The following is a 22,351-nucleotide window of genomic DNA, read 5'->3' on the forward strand; positions in this document are numbered from 1 at the left end:
CCGGACCTTCTTCATGAGTTATGAAACTTGGTAATGGTGGGGGCTTAATTCGGTTCTATATGAACATGTACGTCATAAACGCCGTGTGTTTCTTTTAATTCATGTTCCACCTGGTCTGAAATATCATGGGCGACCCGGATATCCAGATTCGACCTGACCAGGATGACGATGTCAACAACCGTGTTGCTGCCGTAATTTCTTGCCCGGATGTCCTTGACTCCCTTAACGCCAACCACTTGCTTTACGGTTTCTTTGTAACTTTTGACAATGTTCTCATCAAAGCCATCGGTTAAATGATGTGAGGCATCCCGGAATATATCCCAAGCGGTTTTACATATCAGGAAGCCTACCAATACGGCGGTCAGCGGATCGAGCCATGGCAGATGAAATTGGGCGCCGATGATACCAACGACCGTGCCGATGCTGACCCAGGCATCCGAAAGATTGTCCTTGGCCGCTGCCATAACGGCTTGACTGTTTATTTTGGTAGCCAGGCGTTTGTTGTAGCGGTAGACCAAGAACATCACGATGGCGCAGCCAATACCGGTCCACGCGGATAGAAGATCAGGCGATTCATGGTTGCCTTCAAACATGGAAGAAACGGCCCCGAACAGGACTTGGATCCCGACGGCCATCATAATAAAAGAGGCGATCAAGGAGGCTACCGTTTCCGCTTTCCAGTGGCCGTATGGATGATCCCGATCCGCAGGTTTTTGCGATAAACGCAGTCCGATCAATACAGCAATGGACGCCACGATATCTGTAGCATTATTTAATCCGTCCGCCCGCAGAGCCTCGGAGTTCGCGGTGTAACCTATCAATAATTTGATTGCAGATAAACAGATATAAGCAATGATACTGATGATGGCACCTTTTTCACCCAATTTTAAATCATGATAACGTTGTTGTTCCAAATCTAGCCGACTCCTTCCACACGCCCCAAAAAATAGTACCTGACTATATTACCAAGCCGAGTTGGGGTGGGTCTAGAGCAACGTTTTTTCCTATCACTTAATAAGTGACAAGGGGCAAAAAGAGTTGCACTGGACTAAGAAAGATAGTTCGAGGCTAAGGTCTTGGCATATAAAACTGAATACTGGATGGATGATAGCATTAAGCATGACGCTTGACATCAATATCCAAGGAGGGTAACATTGATTATATACTAGTTGGTACATAACTGAGGTGAGAGTGGTTGGCGCGTCCGCGGGAATTCGATATGCAGAAAGCATTGAACAATGCGTTGGAGTTATTTTGGGAAAAGGGTTACGAAGCGACCTCCATTACAGATTTAACGACCAGGATGGAGATTAGCCGGCCGAGCCTATACATGGCTTTTGGAGATAAACGTGCGTTATTTATGAAGGTATTGGACATTTATATGGACCAGTTTCTTCGGAAACTCGAGTCTATTCTTGCTGCTAATGGATCGGGGTACAAGGGGATTGAGGCATTATTTCGAGATATTGTTGAACCGGTCGATGACCGTGGAATAAAGCGCGGTTGCTTGTTCGTAAACACAATGACGGAGCTTGCCGCACATGATGAGCAAATCGCGTTAAAAGGCCGTGAGTATCAGGACAAGGTATCACAGTTTCTGGAAAACGCGTTGACCGAAGGAAAGGAAGCGGGAGACATTGCGCAGACCATCGACGTTCATTCCACGGCACACTTTCTAATGCTGGCATTGGTTGGACTTTACGTGGTCATAAAAATAGAACCCGCCCCGGTTGTTTTGAAACACAGTATAGAAGTTACTTTGGGTGTATTGAGGTAATTTTTTTTGATCATTATATACCAATTGGTATATAAAAGTGCGAGCGCATATTATAACTTTTGTAAGGAGATGGTTGGAATGCGATGGAAGCAGCTGACACGTCACGTGTGGGGCGGATATGTATATTGGCCATTGCCTGTCATGGTATGGATCGTTGAAGATCGAGACGGATTAACGCTGGTTGACGCAGGGATACCGTCCATGTGGAATTCGTTGTATCAAGCGTTAAACGTCCGCTTCAAGAATAAGCCCTTAGTACAGGTGCTGCTTACGCACAGTCATGGGGACCATGTGGGGATGCTGCCGAACCTGACTCGGACCTTGCAGGTTCCGATAGTAGTACACCCATTAGAAGCGGACCGGATATCTGATATCTCCTCTAATCCAACCAAATCCCTGGATTTGGACAATGCGTATGGCGGGTTAATCCCTTATCATACACCGGGACATAGTCCGGGGCATGTGGTATTCTATCATCCTGACGACAAAATTCTTCTCGCAGGCGATCTGTTCACAGCATTCTTCGGCAAACTCCGCAGACCCATTGCGAAATTTACGCCTGATATGGAAGAGTCACTTCGGAGCGGGAGGATTCTTGAACGACTGGACCCTAAGCTTACGGCTTGCGCCCATTGCGGTGTTGTTAAACATGCGTCATCGCAATATCCCAAGCTGCTTCGTAAAGGTCATGGCAGTCGGTAGTCTTTGATTGCTTACACTGTAAACAACCACATGATAACGGCTTTACAGCCCTTATCCCCGGTATATACCTCCAGTTCGGAAGCATTGAATGCCAGAGACTATCCTTTAGAAGGAAAACGGATCGAACAAAAAAATAGCGGGCGAGATCATCTCTCGACACCGCTATGGATTGACACGTACGTTCTTTACATGATCTTGTTCAAATAAAGCATATATTCACCGCGGTTCAGCGGGTTGACTTGTCGCCGTTTGTTCACAGGGACGGTGGCTTGCACCTTCACGTAGCCTCCTGGTTTAACGGAGAGCATGCCCTCACCGCTTGTCAGGGAATGGACTTCGGCTTTCAGCAAGTCGGTTGTCCGCACGGGGATGGTACCATGAACGTGGACAGCATGGTTGTGGAATGTTGGTTCCTGATAGGTCCCCTCTAGCGCTGCCAACTTGGATAACACTTTGCTTAAACTGGTTTCCGGCAGAATGAATTGGATGACATTGATAGGCTCGTATACTTCCGTTCCGGCTTTGCCCAGCGCAGACATGAGGACGAGTGGGGTCAGGCTGCGAAAATCCTTTGCCGTCGACACCGGACTTGCGTAACCGGTATGCGTCAGCGTCACGATAATATCGGTCACGGTCCATCCATACAAACCTTCCTGGAGCACCTCAATCACCGTGTCTTTAATCGCTTTCTGAAAGGCTAAGGGGAGAGAGCCCAGTTCCACTTCCAGACGATACTGAATTCCGGTTCCTCTCTCGCCAGGCTCAACCCGTAAGCCAACCGTTGCATAAAAAGGACATTCGCCAATAAATTCAACAGCCTCTCCGGTCGCAACCGGCTTCTCGATACAAATGACCCGCGGAGCAGAAAATGCAGCTTCGATGCCATATTGCTGCTGGATCGTTTCCAGCAGAATTTCCTGCTGGACTTTACCGAATACGTGGATGATGTTTTCTTTGGTTTTCATATCCTGGATATATTGCAGGAATGGATCCTCTTCGGTGAGATCGCATAAGGCCGTGTGTAGTTGATGCTCCTCCGCGGGATTCTTGGCCGAAACCTGGACTTGAATCGGCGGCTTCTGAAAGTGGACCCTCTTCATCCTGTCGGAAACAGCACCGATGACGTCGCCCACCTTGAGTTCATCGGTCATGAGAATCGCAATGTCTCCGGCATCGATCTGATTCACCGGCATGGATTTGCCATGGTGCAGAGCATGGAGGTGTTTTACCTTGAACATGTTGATGTTTCCGTTCTGCATTATCACCGTAATCTCGTCTCGCGCCTGGATACTGCCGGCGAACAGCCGGAGGTATACGTTCCGTTCTCCGTTCGGAAGTTTGATCACTTTGAACACCAGGCCGGATAACGATTCATGCTGAAGCTCCGAGGCGTCATTAACGGGGAACAACTCACCAAGCGCTTGAAGCAGCGGCTCGATGCCGATCCCTTTGGCTGCTGATCCTGCAAATAGAGGGTAAGCTTTACCTTGCTGGGTTTGCCTGCGTAATTCTTCCTGCAGCCGCTCGCGTGATATGGGAATATCCTGGGCATAGTCGTTCAGCAGATCGTCATTGGTCAGTGCCAACATTTCGACCCATCCGGCGTTATGGGGATCGGCGATGTCTACCCGAACGGTTGCGCTGCCCTCATGAGATACAGAGCTCATCTCGCAAATATGTTCATCCAGCAGATTTCGTATCATGGTATAGACATTGTGGTAATTCGCGCCCATTCGATCGATCTTGTTCATGAATAGAAGGGTGGGAATCCGTTGTTCTTTCAGCGTCTGCATGAGCACCCGCGTCTGAGCCTGTACGCCCTCAACCGCGGAAATCACCAGAATGACGCCATCCAGCACACTCAGTGAATGCTCGACCTCCGAGATGAAATCGGCATGTCCCGGCGTATCGATCAGATTGATTTTTAGATCGCCCAGCATGAAGGATACGGCAGCGGATTTTATCGTGATGCCCCGTCTTCGCTCAATCTCCAGCGAATCCGTGATGGTATTGCCTTGGTCAACGGAACCCGCTTGATCAATAATGCCGGATCTGAACAGGATTTGCTCCGTTAGTGTGGTTTTACCGGCATCAACATGGGCCAAAACTCCAATATTCAATATGTTCTTCATATATCATAACCCTCATTCGTTTCATAGTTAGTTGTCCTTTCGGTTGGAAGTTATGGTTCAATTGCCGCATGTATATCGCCTCCGTGTAAAATAAAGTTACTTCTAGTTTATCCATTGAGAGATGATCGGAATATGTAATAAATACTTATAATCGTTCATTATCTTGCTCTAAATATGGCAACGTGCAGCGTCTTATTTGAATTTACATATTTAATACCGTGAAAAATGGTCGGCATTGGATTAGGATAAAGGCATACACCATATATGAAGGAGTCTTGCATTTGATAACACTTCATGCCATAGATAAGGACAATTGGGAGGATTGCATCCGTCTTAAACCAAGACCTGAACAGGAGAAGTGGATTGCCCCCAATCTATACTCGATAGCGGAAGCTCAATTCATGGAGGGCTTCAAAACGCGTGCGATCTACCATGATGAAGAGATGATCGGATTTGTGATGTATGGCCTGCACCCGCACGATGATAACTTCTGGATCTACCGGTTTATGATCGACGGCAAGTTTCAGGGACTACATTATGCCAAACCTGCGATTCGTTTGGTTCTCGAGGAGATTCGGAACTCGCCGGATACAACAAACGATGTTATGCTCTGTTATAAATCCGAGAATGTACATGCAAAAAGGCTATATTCCCAAATCGGGTTTAAAGAAGCCGGGATTGCTCCATGGGGAGATGTGATGGCTAAATATCGTTTTATATGATTAGCGTAGGGAGGGAACGGCAATTCGAATATTAGCGATTAGCGACATTCATGGCTGCTACGATGAGTTCAATCAGTTACTGTATGATGTGCAGTACAATCCCGCTAAGGACAAGCTGATCTTGCTCGGGGATTATGTGGATCGCGGATTCAAAAGCAGGGAAGTCATTGAACAAGTGATGAAACTGCGGGATGAAGGTGCCATCACTCTTCGCGGAAATCATGACCAGATGATGCTGGATGCCATTTTGCTTGATACGGATGAAGCGAACTCGCGCTGGATTCGCAATGGAGCTCGACATACGATTGAAAGCTACTGCGGCGCCGATTTTTTTGAGGGTGAAATGGATCGTGCCAGATATAACGAAGGAAAAGCCTATATTAAGAAGGGGTATGAGCATCATCTATCCTTTCTTGATACGCTGGCTCTCTTCTATGAAACAGACACTCACATATTCGTGCATGCAGGGATCAATCCGGGTGTTGAAGACTGGAAGTTGCAGCCTCAGGATGATTTCATCTGGATACGGGAACCATTCTTCAATTATCCTACAGGCATCAACAAAACCGTGGTGTTCGGGCATACGCCAGCGGTCAACCTGCACGACTCGGAGCAGATCTGGTTCTGTGGAGAAGGGGACAAAATCGGTATTGATGGAGCGTGCGTGTACGGTAAACAGCTGAACTGTCTGGAAATCACGGAAGAGCAGGAATACCGAACCCATTCTGTTCGGTTCATGCACCATGATGTGAACGCAAAGGCAGAGCAATGAACGAACACCTACTTTTAATAGGAGGATCTATCCATGTTAATGATGAATGAAAAGATAAAAGCACGCGAAGTAGAGCTGACCGGCTTAAACGGCGAAGATCTGGGAGTCGTCTCCAGGGATGAGGCACTTGTGCTGGCGAAAAGTCACAAAGCCGATTTGGTGTGTACCTCCCTATTCAGCAGTCCCCCGCCATGCAAACTCGTAAGCCGGGGGCAGGCGAAGCAGGAGGCTGTGAAAGAGAAGAAGGGCCAGCAAGCTTCAGCCGGTCCGATGAAAGTAAAGGAATTCCGCTTGTCCGTCCATATCGAAGAGCATGATTATGACACCAAGCTGTCGCAAATGCATAAGCTGCTGGCAGCGGGCAAAGCTGTCCAGCCCGTTATTCGCATTCAAGGCAGGGAGGGCGAAGCCGCCCGCAAACTGCTGGAGCGACTCGTGCAGGATCTGGCTGAGGTAGGCAAGAAGGAGACGGGTATACAAGTCAGCGGCAAGCAGGCTACGGTGAAGCTGCTGCCTATCTAACAGAACGGGACAAATTTTTCATTGCATCGGCGTTTCATTGCAGTCGACGTTTTACGGTTTACTTTTTATTTTTTTGATGATACTATGGATCAAATTGTAAACGCCATGAAGAGAAGAGTAGATGAACAGGAATCCCTACAGAGAGCTCCGGTAAGCTGAAAAGGAGTTGGATGCCATTCATTGAACCAAGCCTCTGAGCGGCGCATCGGAACTTATGGATAAGGGATGGTGCGACAGGAGCTCCTGTTACAGAGCTAGGGTATAAGCGATCGCGTGATGGCCGTACCTGATAAGGCCTGATATCGTGAGATATCGGCGAATAGGGGTGGCACCGCGAAACCAATCTCGTCCCCAAGACTTATGTCTTGGAGACGGGATTTTTTTGTTTTTCATGGAATTACGGCAGATCCAACAACGTAAGGAGGAGTCAGGTATGAGCGACGACAAAAACAAAGGAGAAGAAACGGTGGATTTCTTGACCAAGATGATCAAGGAGGATGTAGAGAACAGCGTGTATCACAGGCCGGTGGCTACGCGATTTCCGCCGGAGCCCAACGGCTATCTGCACATCGGCAGCGCCTATGCGATTTACATTAATCACTCCATCGCCAGCCGGTTTCATGGAACATTCAATCTTCGGTTCGACGATACGAATCCACTGAAGGAAGATATCAAATATGTGCATGCGATTCAGGAGGATATCGAGTGGCTTGGACTTAAGCCGAGTGTATATTTCGGGTCGGATTATGCGGATCAAATCGCTGAAGCGGCCAAGAAACTCATTGCCAAAGGGAAGGCTTATGTCTGCGATCTCTCGCCCGAACAAATGACGGAATACAGGGGGACGCTGACCGAAGCCGGCATCAACAGCCCGTTTCGGGAGCGCAGCATTGAGGAGAATATGGCATTATTTGAGCAAATGATCGCGGGAGCATTCCATACGTCGGAAAAAGTACTCCGAGCCAAAATCGATATGTCGTCCCCCAACATGAACCTGAGAGATCCCGTCCTGTATCGTATCATTCATGCGAAGCATTATCGGACCGGAACAACTTGGTGTGTGTATCCGATGTACGATTTCGCCCATCCGATCCAGGACTGGATCGAAGGAATTACCCATTCGCTATGCTCAGCCGAATTTAAAGATCATCGACCGCTATACGAGTGGGTACTTACGGAGCTGGAAGTAACCGAGCCGCCGAAACAGCGGGAATTCGGAAGATTGAATATCTCGGGATACGTTACGAGCAAGCGATACCTGAGGGAATTGGTAGAGGGGGGCTTTGTCGACGGATGGGATGACCCTAGACTGCCAACGTTGAAAGGATTACGGCGGCGAGGCGTGACACCTGAGGGCATTCGGCGTTTTCTGGGCGAACTCGGGGTGTTTCGCGGCAACAGTCTGGTGGATTCAGGCATGCTCGATCATTATATCCGTCAAGACTTGAAGGAACGGTGTTATAACGCAATGGCTGTCATGAAGCCGCTGAAGGTGATCATCACGAATCTTTCAGAAGATTGCACCGAGATGCTTGCTATACCGAATCATGAAAATGATGATACGTTGGGTGAGCGGGAGGTTCCTTTTTCACGGGAGTTGTACATCGAGCGTGAGGACTTTATGGAGGAGCCCGTTCCTGGATTTCACCGGTTATCTCCTGGCAAGGAAGTGCGTTTGAAAGGAGCCTACTTCATCAAATGCGAACATGTCGTGAAAGCTCCAGACACGGGGGACATCATGGAGATCCACTGCACGTATGATCCATTAACGAAGAGCGGGAGCGGATTTAATGAGCGGAAGGTGAAAGCAACGCTGCATTGGGTGTCTGCGAAGCACGGGATCCCGGCGGAACTTCACTTGTATGATAAGCTGCTGAAGGAATCTGCCGAGTTATCTGAATCGGGGAACATATGGGAGGAGCTAATGAATCCCGCATCGTTGATTCGCATCGAAAATGCTATATTGGAGCCTTCCATGCAGGAGGCGACCCAAAACCGAACGTACCAATTCATCAGACACGGCTATTTCTGCGTGGATTCCAAATATACGACCGAACGGAGACTGGTGTTTAACCGTATCGTTCCTTTGAAGGATTCATGGAAGAAGCCTATGTGAAATTAAAATACAATTCCATAACTGAAGCGTTTACAGGCGTTAAGTGTAGGCGATTCGGCCATTACCAAAAAGCCGGCTGCAAGTTAGCTGCCGGCTTTTTGGTGTTGGTAGTAAATCTTCAGCTGTTCTACCCGATATATTCAGCGTTAACGCGTCCAATGGTCCGGTCGAGATAAGGATGGAGGCAGTTTGGTATTGGCGTCCCCTTTTGCCGCGTTAACCTGGAATTGAGTAAGGAAAAGGCTGTTCGCCAGATTGGCTCCTCTCAGGTCTGCGTCCCTGAAATCGGCACCGATCAGGTCGGCAGCCCGCAGATCGGCTCCTCTGAGGTCCGAGGCAATAAGATAAGCTCCTCTCAGATTGGCGTATCTTAGGTCTGCTCCTTTAAGTTTAGCTCCCATCAGATCAGCACCGCGGCCCCCGATCTTTTGACGCACGGGCGGTCCCTTATGCTTCTTGCGCGCATCATCCCGCACAAGCTCACTGGTCCGAAGAAGCAGCTGATTCACGTCTGCCCGATGAGCTGCCACATCCAATCTTAACAGGGATTCGGGAGGAAGCTGAGTCATCCGTCGTGTCTCTTCCAGCGACAATCTCAAGTCGGTATGAATGACTTGAGCCGGTTGCAAAGTCAGGGCTTCGTTCAAATACCATAACAGCTCGTGAAGCTGCCGCATGATCGGGAATACGTCATACATTTCTTTTGCCGTCCCAGGGGCCTGCCGCCAGTCGTGTCCGTTATAGGTAACCTGTGAAACCATTTGTCCCGCTCCGAAGCAGTCGTATACGGTGCAGCCTCTCATACCTCGCTGCCTCAAGCTGCTGTGCACACCGCAGCGGAAATCGGATTGCAGATGGTGACAAGGGGTTCCGCTGTCTTTGTCTATGGCAAAATCCGTGGAGGCGGCGAAAGGTAAAGCGACGCAGCATAATCCAAAGCAGCGTTCGCAATCCGCTTGTAATTGTAATCCACCCTGTTCATCGGGACCTTGCTCTTGTTTGTCTGGCATCATGTTAGAGGAGCTCCTTCCAGTCGGTGTTACGTCAATAATGTGACATCTATTTATATTTTAAAACAAAATGATCATAGAGTCATAGATGAAATGTTGGTTTAAACGGTTTTATACCTGGTGAAGGGATTAAAATCAGAAGCCCCGGATGCTATAATGCACCTTAAGCATTTGAACGAATAGATAAAGGGGAATAGCATGACAACAAACTAACTTGCCTTGGAGGCAATTGAATCGAATGATTACGAGCGTGCATTGTTACTGTTTCAACAGGCTGTCAGGGAGTCGAGAGATGTTCAATCTCTTCATAACTTGGCGTTTTTCTATGTTCACGAGGGAATACCGGACGATCAGGGCTGCTGGGAAGCGGCCGAGGATCTAGCGATTGAGCTTTTGAAGGAGTGCATCGAGCTTCAGCCTCGCTCTCATTTTCCTTACCAATTGCTAGGAGAAGCGTACCTGAATCTTGAACAGTGGGAAGAGGCGCTTGTGGCGTTAGAACGCGCAGTTCGTGTTCATCCAACGCCTGTAGCTATGCATAATGCAGCCGTGGCAGCCTACCGGCTGGAGAACGTAGAATTGGCCGTCTCCTACTTTGGACAATCTGTAGCTGTAGGCGAGAACGAGTATACGAAATATGAATATGCGGCCTGTTTAGTTGAAACGAAACGATATGACGAAGCGCTTGCGATGATCGAGAAATTGATGAGCGAGACAGACGACTATATCGGAGATGTCGAGATCGCGGAATTGTATCTGGAGATGGGGCAATACCATTCTGCCGTTACCTTTTACGAGAAAGGCTGGCGCGAATTCGCGAAGGATCCTCGTTGGGTGAATCGGTTTATCTATTCGCTGATTCGTACTGAACAGAATCAAAGAGCAGAAGAAATCGCAGCTGAGGCAGTACAAGAAAACAGGGCATGGATTGCCGATATTCAGCATGATCCGGAAGAAGATGAGTTTGATGAGGAAAACCAGGCAAGCATCCGCTTCGCCTTGGACGATATTGAAAATTACCAAACGATCAATTCTCGTTTCACAGAAGGAGTAAATCCCGTCATGGATCATCGTCCATCCATACTGACCGCTTGTTATTGGTTCGGCTGCAAAAGGCATGGGCATCCTGAATATGTATAAGTCACTGCATCGTGGCAATCCGTTAAGCTGCCAAGGGAAATCCGGCAGCTTTTTTGTATGTTACATGCCAAGCCGACCGATAGTATATAATGAAATTCGTGTCTTTGGGCATCGCTTTATTTGGAATTCCCTTCATTTCAGGACATATGTCCTTTCCCGAGTTTGGGGAATTCACTTTTAATAGTATACAGACCTATAGAAAAAGGAGTATGTATCGTGAGAGGAATCTTATTTGCATTCATTGGCGGTGCCTGCATTACGCTGCAGGGGGTGGCCAATGCCCGGATTAGCCAGGATATGGGCACATGGCAGGCTGCCACCGTTACGCAGTTGACCGGATTTATTATGGCTTTGGTCATTTTGCTGTTCGTCCGGGACGGAAGCAGACAAGGATTTGGACAAGTGAAGCCGCTCTATCTAATCGGGGGAGCCTTGGGGGCACCCATTATATTCAGTGAGGTGACAGCGATTCAGAATATCGGTGTCACATTAACGATATCCGCATTGTTGATTGCCCAGTTATTCTTAACGTTCCTGATTGACAGCAACGGATGGTTCGGCGTGGTGAAGAAGAGAATGAGCTTGCCTCACTTCATCGGGATTGGGATGATGATCGCCGGTGTCGTGATAATCAAATTATGATATGGAAGCAAGTGATCCATTGAAATGTTCGGGAAAGGAGAGAGAGACGTGAAGGAAATTCATAATGCGGAGCTCATGCAGCATTTTTTGCTGAGCAACCAGATCCAGTCCGTATTTCACGATGATTTAATGCCATATCTGGTGTTATATCACTTCGATCAGGGCGACATCGTCTGCACGCAAGGCGAGCCGGCCGAGATGCTGTATATCCTGGTTCAAGGGAAGATTAAAATCTTCACGACCTCCGCAGAAGGCAAGGCGCTTGTTCTATCTTTTAAAACACCGCTTGAGGTGATCGGAGATATTGAATACATTCAAGGCAATCCGTTGATCAATACGGTACAGGCCATATCATCTGTGTATATGATCGGCGTGCATTATCGCTGGCTTCGCAAATACGGACAGGAGCATCCGCCGCTGCTGCAATTTTTGCTGCGGATCATTACGCGGAAGTTTTATATTAAATCCAATTTCTTGAGTTTTAATTTGCTGCATCCGGTTGAGGTGCGACTGGCCAGCTATCTATTATCCGTATCTGACGAAGAGTCAGGCACGTTCGCTGCCAACGATCCGGCCGCTTACAATCTGACGGATATCGCGAATCTGCTCGGCACCAGCTACCGGCATTTAAACCGGGTGATTCTGAAGTTCAGTCAAGAAGGGCTGATCGAGCGCCGCAAGGGGTTCATTCTGATTAAAGATCGGGAAGCGTTGACGAGTGTAGCGGGAGGCAACATCTACGAAGAATGACGCTTGGTGAGGATGAATCAATGAAGTGAGGAGATGGAACATGATAGCAGGATTGGTATTGGCACTAATCGCGGGTTCATTGGTTAGTTTGCAGAATATTTTCAATAACAGAGTGAATGAGAAAACAGGCTCCTGGTCTACAACGACGTTGGTGTTAGGCATGGGCTTCGTGGCTTCGTTTGGCATGAGTCTTGTTGTAGAAGGCAAAGGGACGTTCTCCCTACATAACATGGAGCCTTGGTACTGGATTAGCGGGTTGATTGGGGTCGGCGTGGTGATTTGCCTGGTGCAGGCGACAAGGCTGCTCGGTGCCACATTCGCCATTTCGATTGTCATGACCTCGCAGCTCGGTTTTGCGTTGTTGTGGGACTCCCTGGGATGGTTAGGGTTAGAGAAGGTTCCGTTTACCATGAATCAGCTGATCGGTGTTCTTGTTATTGTTGGCGGGATTCTGGTATTTAAATTAGGCGGGAAACGGGAACAACAAGAGACGGCTTAGCGTTAAGCTTATCTGATGAGAGGAGGAATCCATATGATAACGGAGATTGACAAAATCGCCTGGATCCACATCGCGGAAGGACGCATATTGGGCGCTCGTTCCAAAGGAAAGGATACGTACTACTTGCCGGGAGGAAAGCGAGAACCTGGGGAATCCGATATCGACACGCTGGTGCGGGAAATCCAGGAGGAACTGTCCGTTCGTATCAATCCGGAGACCGCGGCGCATGCTGGCAGCTTCCGCGCTGGCGCTCACGGCAAATCGGAGGGCGTTCGAGTAACGATGTCCTGTTACACGGCGGAGTATGAAGGAGAGTTAAGCCCGGCTTCGGAAATTGATGAATTGGCTTGGCTAACGTACAAGGATCGGGAGCGGGTCTCTGAGGTCTGCCAGATGATCTTCGATCATCTGCATGAATTGAAGAAGCTGGCTGATTAAGTCCCGTTGGAGAAGCAGCCTGCATCCAGCTCCATGCATCAAAAAAGACGCTCCCGCGGGAGCGTCTTGTCATATATGGAACAAATGTTCGTTTTGTGGGTCATCTAAATTAAATCGGACGATATTCGGCTTTCATATTATTAGTATAGCTCAGCGCTTAATATAAGTCTATATTTTGCCAGGGAAATGTTTTATAGTTTGTAATACCCGGCCGGGGGACGTGGTATATCGCATTTTTTACTTGTGCTGTTCGGATAGAAAGAGGGAGTCCTGTGCAAATTCGATTATGGGATAACAACTTAAAGGTTCGATTATTGGGTGAAGCGCTGTTCAATATGCTGTTTTGGATGTACTTTCCCTTCATAACGGTTTATTTCGGAGCGGCTTTAGGCAATCATATCGCGGGAATCCTCATGACGGTTCCGCCGATATTCAGCATCATCGGCAGCTTGCTCGGCGGCGCATTAGCCGATCGGCTGGGACGCCGCCCCATCATGCTGCTTGGCGCCTCGCTGCAGACGGTCATGTTTGCGCTGTTCGCGCTGTCGCCTTCGCACTGGATCGATTATGCCGCATTTATCGGCATCGGATTCGGGGGCGCCATCTATAGGCCTGCCAGCTCCGCGATGGTAGCCGATCTGGTTCCGGTTGAAGAACGCCGGCAGGTATTTGCAACGTTCATGACGGCGAACAACTTGGGAGCCGTGCTTGGTCCGGCGCTTGGGGCCATTTTCTTTTTTCAGTATCGGCAAGAGCTTCTGTGGTCTTGTTCCTTCGTCTTACTGATCTATTTTATCGCCATTTACTTCATCGTTCAGGAAACCCTGCCGGCGCCTGCAAAACGCACGAAGCCGACAGGTTCGATTCTTCAGGTATTCAAGGAACAGTGGAAGGGATATGGCGTCATTTTTCGAGATAAGGTGTTTTTGGTGTACATACTGGCGGGGATTTTTGCTCTTGTGGCCATCATGCAGCTGGATCTGTATTTGGCTGTATATGTGATCGATTATGTACCATCCCAGGCGCTGTTCTCCTGGAATGGGCATTCGCTTATGCTTTCGAGCACGGAGATATTAGGGTGGGTGCTGGGGCTTAACGGGCTCTTGTTCGTTCTCTTTATTCTCCCGGTCACCAAGTGGTTTCGGGATTGGAAGGAGCGTGACGTATTCGTACTGTCTTCCCTGTTATCCGGAGTAGGCACTTTTGCACTCGGGCTGAACACAAACATCTGGTTCCTATTCTTTGTAACCATTATTTTCACTTTCGGCGAAATGGTCCGTTCCCCCGTGACGCAAAGCTTTATCAGCCGTTATGCTCCGGAGCATGCAAGAGGACAGTATATGGGAGCTGACAGCTTACAGTTTACGATCGGAAGATTTCTGGCACCAGTGACGGTCTTTCTGTCCTCTTGGCTGCAGCCTATGGGTATATTCAGCATTATCTTGCTATCGGCATTAATCAGTGTGGTGCTGTATATCCTGCTATTTCGAATGTATGAAGAAAAAAAAGACGCAGCATAATAGGCCAGACCTATGATAAGAGAGTAGAAATGAGAGCAAGCCCGGTTGGAACGCAGCCGCAGGCTTGCTTTCTTTTTTATTCGACGCTGAACGTGACTGAAGTCTTTAAAGGAATAAATTTGAAATTCATATTTACAAACCGCTGGTCGGTATATATAATAAAGCTACAAATATACGGAGGGTTGGTGAAGGTCATGATTCCGTTTATAGCCATGTTGGTTTCGCTTCTTTTGTTTCGGACGCTCGGCTTTGCAGGCTGGGAGTATATGAATGACTGGGTCATCTCACTCAGATTTGCGGTTGCGGTCCTGTTACTGCTAACGGCTTCTGCCCACTGGGGAAAACGAAGACCCGATTTAATCGCCATGATCCCGCCAGGAATACCGAAGGCTGCGCTCATGGTTACCATCACCGGTGTGCTGGAGCTTGCAGGCGCGATGCTCATCCTTATTCCGGCTACAACAGCATGGGCCTCTGCCGGTCTGGCGCTGATGCTGATCGCCATGTTTCCCGCCAATGTATACGCAGCAAATCACCATTTGTCACTTGGCGGTAAGCCGGTCACTCCAATCGTACCGAGAACGTTTCTCCAAATCGTGTTTCTGGCAGCGGTTCTCATGGCGGGCTGGCTTCCACCTCAAGGGTAATCAACTTATCATCAAGGAGGAATTAATAAGTGAAGCAGGAAGAAAGGCGAGAGCAAACCAAGCGAATACTGCTTGAAGCCACGGAAGACCTGATTAGGGAGCAAGGCTGCAGCCAAACCACCCTTAATGACATCATGAAGCGTTCCGGTTTGTCTAAAGGCGCCATATTTCATTATGTTTCAAGTAAGGATGAGTTGTTTGTGCACGTATTACGGGCTAAGCTTGCCGAGCAGAACGAGCAGTTCATGAGCGAAGTGAACAAGCAAGGGGATATCAAACAGTTTGACGGACCGATGAATACCATTACCAACAGCATGTCGAGACTGGAAAGTCGTGATGATGTCAGCAACCTGATCTTCATGTACCTGATTGGCAAAAGCGATCAGCCCGAAATCGCCGACATTGTGGCTGGCTTCTATAGGGAAGCGACAGCCACTTCGAAGCTATGGATTGTCACAGGCCAGGAAGCAGGGGTTATACCGGAATCCATCGATGCGGAACGCACCGCCGAGCTGTTCGAGCTGTTGTCGTTCGGACTGCGGATGCGGGGGCTTATCGGTGTAAATAGTCATGCATTCAGCACGAAGGATTATGCCGAATTCATCATCGATATTCTCCGGCCCGGGCACCGGAAAGAGGGGAAGGATGGCTTATGACGCTGTGGTTATTTCTGCACATCGCCGGATGCGTATTATTTCTCGGTAATATCATTACGGCGGCATTCTGGAAAATAAGAGCTGACCTGAAAGGGGATCCGGCCGAAGTCCATAATACGGTTAAGAATGTTATGTTAGCCGATATGGTATTTACCCTGCCAGGTTTGCTGCTAATTATCGTCTCAGGCGTTATGATGGCTGTTCAAGCCGGATATGCAATGGGCGGAATGAACTGGCTGATGGCCTCATTGATTCTGTTTGGCGTTACGGGGATCCTGTGGGCAGGTTTTTTGATTCCGCTGCAAAAAGGAATGATTCGGCATAGCATGCAATCCATTAGGGATGGGGTCATTTCAGCCGGTTATAAAAGAGCTTCGACGTATTGGGCTTTAGGCGGGACAATAGCCACCCTGCTGCCCATTGTTATTTTATACTTCATGGTCAGCAAACCATTTTGAAGTGAAGAGAACGATCTGATTGCCTAACGTGATCAGGTCGGTTTTTTAACTTGCGTTCATCCGACAATGGAACACAGGGGTGAGACGTGCCATTTCAACCTGCCTGCAGGTGCATATTTGACCATCCTCTGCATACAGTTAGGCGAGAAAGCTCTGAATAAGGGAGGATGCCCAAATGTCCGTTAATGATCAGCATTTGGCACAAATCGCTAAGGCTTATCTGCCAAGCGGTGCTGAACTTGTACGAATCGATAAACCTATAGAACATCCTGCGGTTATCGCAGCCGACGTAACGGGAGATCACATACTGGAGATTGCTGGTGTGTCCCGATTCAATGAAGCACTATATTTATTTGTGCTGCAGTACCGCAACGGCGGATATGAGGTCGTAGCCAATGTCTTGGGGCAGGGATATGCGGTTCATTTATTGACCGCGGCCCCGGTGTTGAACCCTCATATGAATCAATTGATCGTGGGATGGCAGCTCGGTTCCATCTGGTCAAAATTGTCGATATACGCTTGGACACCAGAGGGCCTCCAAGATATCGCACCTGCCGATATATATTACAGTTATATCGAAATTGCCGACATGCCAGGTGCTTCGGGTCCGGATGGTCAGGCTGAAATTGCGCTTTGGATTCACGATACAGGCGAAGCTTATCGAGTCGAGGTCGTCAGGTGGAGCCAAGGGGCCTTAGTCACTGCACCGGATGTATACCCCTATTATTATCCTGTCGTTGTTAGGTACTACGAGAGACTGACGCAAGAACATCCGGATTACTCATATTATTGGTATTACCTGGCGGAGGCACAGTATCGGGCCGGAATGCCGGAAGCAGCCCTTGTGTCGGTCCGCAAAGCACTTACGTTCGCAGAACCTTACCCGGCGCGCGAAACGCTGCTTGAACTTGAGAAACGGATCAAGGAGATGCTGGCAAGCAGAGGGCAGTCTCAGCAGCATGTCGGGTTATTTCCGGCATCCGTGAAAACGACGAACGGAACGAAATGGGGATACATTGATCGCAGCGGAAATATGGTCATTGAGCCGAAGTACGATGATGCACAGGATTTTCAGGACAATGGTCTCGCGATCGTAGGCGTGAAGGGGAAGTATGGCCTCATCGACAGGTCTGACCGTTTTGTAGTGAAGCCTATATATCAGTTCATCAGCCCGTTCTCGGAGCATCGAGCGACCGTGATCGATGAACAAGGTTTTAAGATGATTAACGAACAAGGAGTAGTTCTGACACGACGAGGTTATCCGTATATCGCAGAACTTAAAGAAGGAAGAGCGGTTTATTATGTAACCGATAATGGCAGTGGCGATGGCGCGAACAGCAGATACGGCTATTTAGATTCCGCAGGCCAAGAGGTAATCCCGGCGCAATATGAGGAAGCGAATGATTTTGTCGATGGCAAAGCTGTTGTGAAAATCCAAGACCGTCATTACGCGCTCGTTGATCTCCATGGCCGCCGATTGGCCAATTATCCATTCGTCTACGTCGGACCGCCCGGCGATGGCTTGCTTGCTTATCAGAAGGATAGCACTGGCAAATACGGCTATATCGACGAGCAGGGGAACATCGTCATTCCGCCGACCTATACTTCGGCATTTCCTTTTCATCATGACAGAGCCATCGTCAACACGGCTGAAGATTACAAGTCGAAGTATGGCGTCATTAATAAACAGGGCGAGTGGGTCATCCAACCGGAATATAACGATATTCGGGATTTGAATGGAGACCGGTTTGCGCTTGGACGTGCGATCGATCCTGCACAGCCGTATATCGGTTCGATCTATGCCATTGCGGATTGGGATGGAAAGAGGTTATCCGATTTTGTATACCGTGAAGTATCGGAATACAAGCACGGATTGGCATCTGTTTATGATGCACAGCAGACGTATTTTATTGATCGAACCGGCAGACCGGCGCCGGGGTATCCTCAAGTGAACGGCAGCGGTTCGCTCACGCTCGAACCAGGCGGGCTAATTAAGGCATTGGTCGATCAGCGGCTGTCTTACGTAGACCGGTCGGGTCACGTCATCTGGAAGCAGAACACGGTGATTCCGCTGCAACCACCTTATAAGGTAATGGAAGAAAAGTACAAACCCAATCCGGATTACTTGGTCTACTATCCACAGATCGAAGGTATGAGGGATCAGGCAGCTCAGCAAACGCTGAATACGAAGCTTAAAGAAATGTCACAGGTGAAATTCATTCCTGAGAATCAACAGCTTGATTACACGTATACAGGTGATTTTGACGTCATTTTCTACAAGCAGAAGCTCCTCGAACTAGAATTGAACGGCTATAACTATCCCTTCGGTGCCGCACATGGCATGCCAACCAAAGTTTACGCTGTGATCAACCTGGAGAACGGCAGGATGTATGAATTGAAGGACTTGTTTAAGCCTGGCATCGATTATGTGAAGGAGCTCAGCCGTATCGTTGGCAAGCAGATACAAGAGGATCCGCAGTATTCGTACGTATTCCCTGATAGCTACAAGGGAATTGCAGCAAACCAGCCCTTCTATGTAACCGAGGACGCGTTGCATCTGGTGTTTGCACCGTATGAGATCGCTCCTTACGCAGCGGGTTTTCCGACATTCACAATTCCTTTCGCTGAGATCAAGGACATGATCAATACGGAGAGTGAATTTTGGAGTGCGTTTCATTCCTGAGCTTTCATTTTGGGAATAAAAGCCATACCTAACCTTTCCATATTTCCGAACAAGGATTAGAATAGATGAAAACTCCCCTTACATACGAAGCTGGGCTTGGAGGTTTGGTTATGGCAGATAGTGTCACAGGCAAAAAAGATTTCGTTATCACATGCGCTGAGGATTGCGGGAACGCACCGAAGAAGGAGCTGCTTAAGAAACTCCACATCGCTATGGCTGGCATGGACGCACAATTTATGAATGAGAATTTCACGGATGGGATTCAGCTGAATTACGTTGGGGAAAGAATCGTTCAAGGGAAGGAACAAGTGATTGAATCGTTATGTCAGGTGAAGTATGGCAAGACAGTCGAACTGCATATTCATCATCTGATTACACATGGCAGTACCGGCGCAGCGGAAGGGATCCTTGTATTCGATGACCGGAAGCGCCTGGCATTTTGTAACGTGTACCGGTTTAGCAGCGGTAAAGCTGCCAAAATTAAGGAGATCACTTCCTATACAATCCCATTATCTGAATGATCACGTCGTAGAAAGGACCTTAATTTGTGGTAACTTTTTTTCTTCTTATTATTTATTTGGCCTTTATTAGTTTAGGGCTTCCCGATTCCTTGCTTGGGGTCGCCTGGCCGGCCATGCAGCCGGAGATCGGCGCAGCCTTCGAATCCGCAGGGCTGCTATCCATGGTCGTAACCGGAGGCACCATTGTATCCAGCTTGGTCAGCGGAAGTTTGATTGAACGCTTCGGAACGGGTATCGTTACGTTTGTCAGCTGTTTGTTGACGGCGAGCGCGCTCCTCGGATTTTCGTTTGCGCCATCGCTGTTCTGGCTGATTTTGCTGGCGATTCCGCTTGGATTAGGTGCAGGGGCAGTCGATTCGGGGTTGAACAACTACGTGGCGAACCATTATAAGGCCCATCATATGAGCTGGCTGCACTGTTTCTGGGGCGTAGGCGCAACGTTAGGACCCATCATCATGTCTTATTCGATGGGGACCAACGATGCATGGAGAGACGGATATTATACCGTATCGATGCTGCAATTCGTGCTGGTCTTCATCCTGCTGCTCACGCTTCCGCTTTGGAGGATCGTGGCGGGCAAACATCAGCCCCAAGGCATGGAGGAACTTCATACGAGAAACGAATCAACGAGCGGTGATGAGGCTGCCGCACGCAAACAAGGAAACCCGCTTCAAATGAAAGGGGTTAAGTTTACTTTGATGGCCTTCTTGTTTTACTGCGGAGCGGAAATGACCGTCGGTTTATGGGGAGCGAGCTTTCTGGTCGGGACCAGAGGTTTACCGTTAGAAACAGCAGCAGTGTGGGTTTCCATGTATTATGGAGGCATCACGGTCGGCCGATTTATTACAGGATTCGTAACGCTGAAGTTCAACAACCTCACGCTTATCCGGGCCGGGCAGATGACAGCCATTGCAGGGGCCATCCTGTTATTGCTGCCGCTGCATCCCTATTTGTCCCTAATCGGTTTGGTTGTCATCGGACTCGGGCTTGCGCCTATATTTCCTTGTTTGCTGCATGAAACGCCGGCCCGCTTCGGCAGAGCCCACTCATCCAGAATTATGGGCTATCAGATGGCTGTAGCTTATACGGGCACCACGATACTGCCTCCGTTGTTTGGCATCGTTGCGGCTCAAATATCGATAGGTTTGTTCCCTGTCGTCATTCTATTGTTTGCCGTGATGATGCTGCTGAGCTCCGAGAAAGTTAACCGTATCCTTTATAAAAACGGGAAGAGCGCGGTTTGATTAGAACCGGGCTCTTCTTTTGTCCGGAATTATACGTATACCGTATAAACCTTGCGGGCGCACTATTCTATTTTGGACAAACCTGATACATTATAGGAATACAAAAAAATAGTAGAGTAGAGGTGTTTGACACATATGCTTCATAACCCGACAGGAAAAGAACGCCTCGGATTAGCCTTGCTCCTCAGCTTGCTTGGCATATTAGGACCGTTCAATATCGATATGTATTTGCCGAGCTTTCCCGACATTGCCGATGATTTAAGCGCGCGGGCGTCGCTCGTACAGCTTAGCTTGACATCCTGTCTGATCGGCCTTGCGGCTGGCCAAATCATTGTGGGACCGATCAGCGATGCGCAAGGAAGAAGAAGACCGCTGCTCATATCGCTTGCCTTGTTTGCTCTTTCTTCCTTATTCTGTGCATTGGCACCCGATATTACGACCCTTATCATCGCCAGATTCTTGCAGGGATTTACGGCAGCTGCCGGCCTTGTCATCTCGCGCGCCGTAGTAAGGGATGTGTTCAGCGGTCGCGAGCTTACGAAGTTTTTTGCCTTATTATCCGTCATTAATGCGGTTGCCCCTATGGTTGCACCGATGTCCGGTGGAGCCATTTTGCTTATGCCGGGTGCAAGTTGGCATTCGATCTTTTATTTTTTAAGCTTGTTCGGTGCAGTCATCGTATTGATCGTCGCTTTTCGGTTGAAGGAAACCTTGCCGCGGGAGAGAAGAACGCCAAGCTCCCTTACCCATTCCGTGCGTACGATGGGAAGCTTGTTCAAAGATCGATCCTTTATCGGATATGCGTTGACAGTGGGCTTTATTCACGGAGGGAGCTTTGCTTACGTTTCGGGGACGCCGTTTGTATACCAAGGAATTTACGGTGTGTCACCGCAGGTATTTAGCGTGCTGTTCGGAATCAATGGAATCGCCATTATTTCGGGGAGCTTTATTATTGGTCGTTTTGGCGGCATCATCCATGAGCGGAATTTGCTTCGAATCGGGGTCATCGTCTCCGTAAGTGCAACCTTCCTGCTCCTGATCATGACGATGCTCAGAGGGCCTCTCGCGATCATTGTCATCTTGATCTTTATGTATATGGTTACAATCGGCATGGTGGCTACCAGCACATTTACGCTGGCCATGGAGAAACAAGGTCATCGGGCAGGAAGCGCAAGTGCTGTCATTGGTTTGCTGCCCTTGATGCTTGGTTCGATTTTGTCACCGCTGGTCGGTATTGACGAATCCACAGCTGTGCCGATGGGGGCCATATTGTTCTTCACTTCCGTGTTGGGCGCGGCATCATTCTTCAAATTGACGAAACCACAGGGGAGTCCAGTGGAAAGCTGATTTTGTGATTGGTGAGAGGGCGACAAGCCCTCTCTTTTTTAGGACAAACAGGC

At 48.7% G+C, this 22,351-nt stretch carries 22 protein-coding genes and 1 other annotated feature; of the genes, 19 read left to right on the forward strand and 3 right to left on the reverse strand.

Going from position 1 to position 22,351, the window contains the following annotated elements:
- Positions 1-44: 44 nt before the first annotated feature.
- The gene (locus BJP58_RS00005; protein WP_194542240.1) at positions 45-914 is read right to left on the reverse strand and encodes a cation diffusion facilitator family transporter; all 870 of its coding nucleotides are present in this window, start codon (positions 912-914) and stop codon (positions 45-47) included.
- A gap of 305 nt (positions 915-1,219) precedes the next feature.
- Between BJP58_RS00005 and BJP58_RS00010 the strand changes: the two genes are divergently transcribed.
- On the forward strand, positions 1,220-1,777 hold the full coding sequence (locus tag BJP58_RS00010) for a TetR/AcrR family transcriptional regulator (RefSeq protein ID WP_194542241.1): 558 nt from the start codon (positions 1,220-1,222) through the stop codon (positions 1,775-1,777).
- Between the two features lie 78 nt (positions 1,778-1,855).
- Positions 1,856-2,479, forward strand: coding sequence for an MBL fold metallo-hydrolase (locus BJP58_RS00015; RefSeq protein ID WP_194542242.1), 624 nt, complete (start codon positions 1,856-1,858; stop codon positions 2,477-2,479).
- Positions 2,480-2,664: 185 nt separating this feature from the next.
- On the opposite strand, the gene BJP58_RS00020 is transcribed toward BJP58_RS00015, so the two are convergent.
- A complete protein-coding gene (locus BJP58_RS00020) occupies positions 2,665-4,611 on the reverse strand; it encodes an elongation factor G (RefSeq protein WP_194542243.1) in 1,947 nt (648 codons plus the stop codon).
- 281 nt (positions 4,612-4,892) lie between these two features.
- Here BJP58_RS00020 and BJP58_RS00025 point away from each other — a divergent pair, with 281 nt between their 5' ends.
- From BJP58_RS00025 to BJP58_RS00040, 4 genes are all read left to right on the forward strand, one after another.
- Complete coding sequence (locus BJP58_RS00025; RefSeq protein WP_194542244.1) at positions 4,893-5,333, forward strand: GNAT family N-acetyltransferase; 441 nt, start codon at positions 4,893-4,895, stop codon at positions 5,331-5,333.
- Between the two features lie 28 nt (positions 5,334-5,361).
- A complete protein-coding gene (locus BJP58_RS00030) occupies positions 5,362-6,105 on the forward strand; it encodes a metallophosphoesterase family protein (RefSeq protein WP_336245473.1) in 744 nt (247 codons plus the stop codon).
- A 33-nt stretch (positions 6,106-6,138) separates the two neighbouring features.
- A complete protein-coding gene (gene infC / locus BJP58_RS00035; RefSeq protein ID WP_194542245.1) occupies positions 6,139-6,627 on the forward strand; it encodes a translation initiation factor IF-3 in 489 nt (162 codons plus the stop codon).
- Between the two features lie 96 nt (positions 6,628-6,723).
- Positions 6,724-6,983 (forward strand) — a binding site (T-box leader).
- Positions 6,984-7,060: 77 nt separating this feature from the next.
- Complete coding sequence (locus tag BJP58_RS00040; protein WP_194542246.1) at positions 7,061-8,743, forward strand: glutamine--tRNA ligase/YqeY domain fusion protein; 1,683 nt, start codon at positions 7,061-7,063, stop codon at positions 8,741-8,743.
- 146 nt (positions 8,744-8,889) lie between these two features.
- Here BJP58_RS00040 and BJP58_RS00045 read toward each other — a convergent pair whose 3' ends face one another.
- Positions 8,890-9,753, reverse strand: coding sequence for a pentapeptide repeat-containing protein (locus tag BJP58_RS00045; protein ID WP_194544752.1), 864 nt, complete (start codon positions 9,751-9,753; stop codon positions 8,890-8,892).
- A 219-nt stretch (positions 9,754-9,972) separates the two neighbouring features.
- Here BJP58_RS00045 and BJP58_RS00050 point away from each other — a divergent pair, with 219 nt between their 5' ends.
- From BJP58_RS00050 to BJP58_RS00110, 13 genes are all read left to right on the forward strand, one after another.
- Entirely contained in the window at positions 9,973-10,893 is a 921-nt protein-coding gene (locus tag BJP58_RS00050; RefSeq protein WP_194542247.1) for a tetratricopeptide repeat protein, read from the forward strand.
- Positions 10,894-11,109: 216 nt separating this feature from the next.
- A complete protein-coding gene (locus BJP58_RS00055; protein ID WP_194542248.1) occupies positions 11,110-11,535 on the forward strand; it encodes a DMT family transporter in 426 nt (141 codons plus the stop codon).
- Positions 11,536-11,583: 48 nt separating this feature from the next.
- The gene (locus tag BJP58_RS00060; protein WP_194542249.1) at positions 11,584-12,285 is read left to right on the forward strand and encodes a Crp/Fnr family transcriptional regulator; all 702 of its coding nucleotides are present in this window, start codon (positions 11,584-11,586) and stop codon (positions 12,283-12,285) included.
- Between the two features lie 40 nt (positions 12,286-12,325).
- Entirely contained in the window at positions 12,326-12,784 is a 459-nt protein-coding gene (locus tag BJP58_RS00065; RefSeq protein WP_194542250.1) for a DMT family transporter, read from the forward strand.
- Positions 12,785-12,817: 33 nt separating this feature from the next.
- Positions 12,818-13,222, forward strand: coding sequence for an NUDIX hydrolase (locus tag BJP58_RS00070; protein ID WP_194542251.1), 405 nt, complete (start codon positions 12,818-12,820; stop codon positions 13,220-13,222).
- A gap of 272 nt (positions 13,223-13,494) precedes the next feature.
- Positions 13,495-14,742: an MDR family MFS transporter gene (locus BJP58_RS00075; protein ID WP_194542252.1), complete on the forward strand. Its 1,248-nt coding sequence runs from the start codon at positions 13,495-13,497 to the stop codon at positions 14,740-14,742.
- 194 nt (positions 14,743-14,936) lie between these two features.
- Entirely contained in the window at positions 14,937-15,389 is a 453-nt protein-coding gene (locus BJP58_RS00080) for a DoxX family protein (RefSeq protein ID WP_194542253.1), read from the forward strand.
- A gap of 29 nt (positions 15,390-15,418) precedes the next feature.
- Positions 15,419-16,045, forward strand: a complete 627-nt coding sequence (locus BJP58_RS00085; RefSeq protein ID WP_194542254.1) for a TetR/AcrR family transcriptional regulator — start codon at positions 15,419-15,421, stop codon at positions 16,043-16,045.
- Positions 16,042-16,503, forward strand: a complete 462-nt coding sequence (locus tag BJP58_RS00090; protein ID WP_194542255.1) for a DUF2269 family protein — start codon at positions 16,042-16,044, stop codon at positions 16,501-16,503. The genes BJP58_RS00085 and BJP58_RS00090 overlap by 4 nt, the downstream gene beginning before the upstream one ends.
- Before the next feature lie 175 nt (positions 16,504-16,678).
- Positions 16,679-19,186 carry a WG repeat-containing protein gene (locus BJP58_RS00095; protein ID WP_194542256.1) on the forward strand — a complete coding sequence of 836 codons (2,508 nt, stop codon included), beginning with the start codon at positions 16,679-16,681 and terminating at the stop codon, positions 19,184-19,186.
- Positions 19,187-19,296: 110 nt separating this feature from the next.
- Entirely contained in the window at positions 19,297-19,707 is a 411-nt protein-coding gene (locus tag BJP58_RS00100; RefSeq protein ID WP_194542257.1) for a hypothetical protein, read from the forward strand.
- 26 nt (positions 19,708-19,733) lie between these two features.
- On the forward strand, positions 19,734-20,951 hold the full coding sequence (locus BJP58_RS00105; protein ID WP_194542258.1) for an MFS transporter: 1,218 nt from the start codon (positions 19,734-19,736) through the stop codon (positions 20,949-20,951).
- Between the two features lie 135 nt (positions 20,952-21,086).
- Complete coding sequence (locus BJP58_RS00110) at positions 21,087-22,298, forward strand: Bcr/CflA family efflux MFS transporter (protein WP_194542259.1); 1,212 nt, start codon at positions 21,087-21,089, stop codon at positions 22,296-22,298.
- Positions 22,299-22,351: the final 53 nt, after the last annotated feature.

Origin of the sequence: Paenibacillus sp. JZ16, assembly GCF_015326965.1 — a bacterium.
Classification (GTDB): Bacteria; Bacillota; Bacilli; order Paenibacillales; family Paenibacillaceae; genus Paenibacillus_AQ.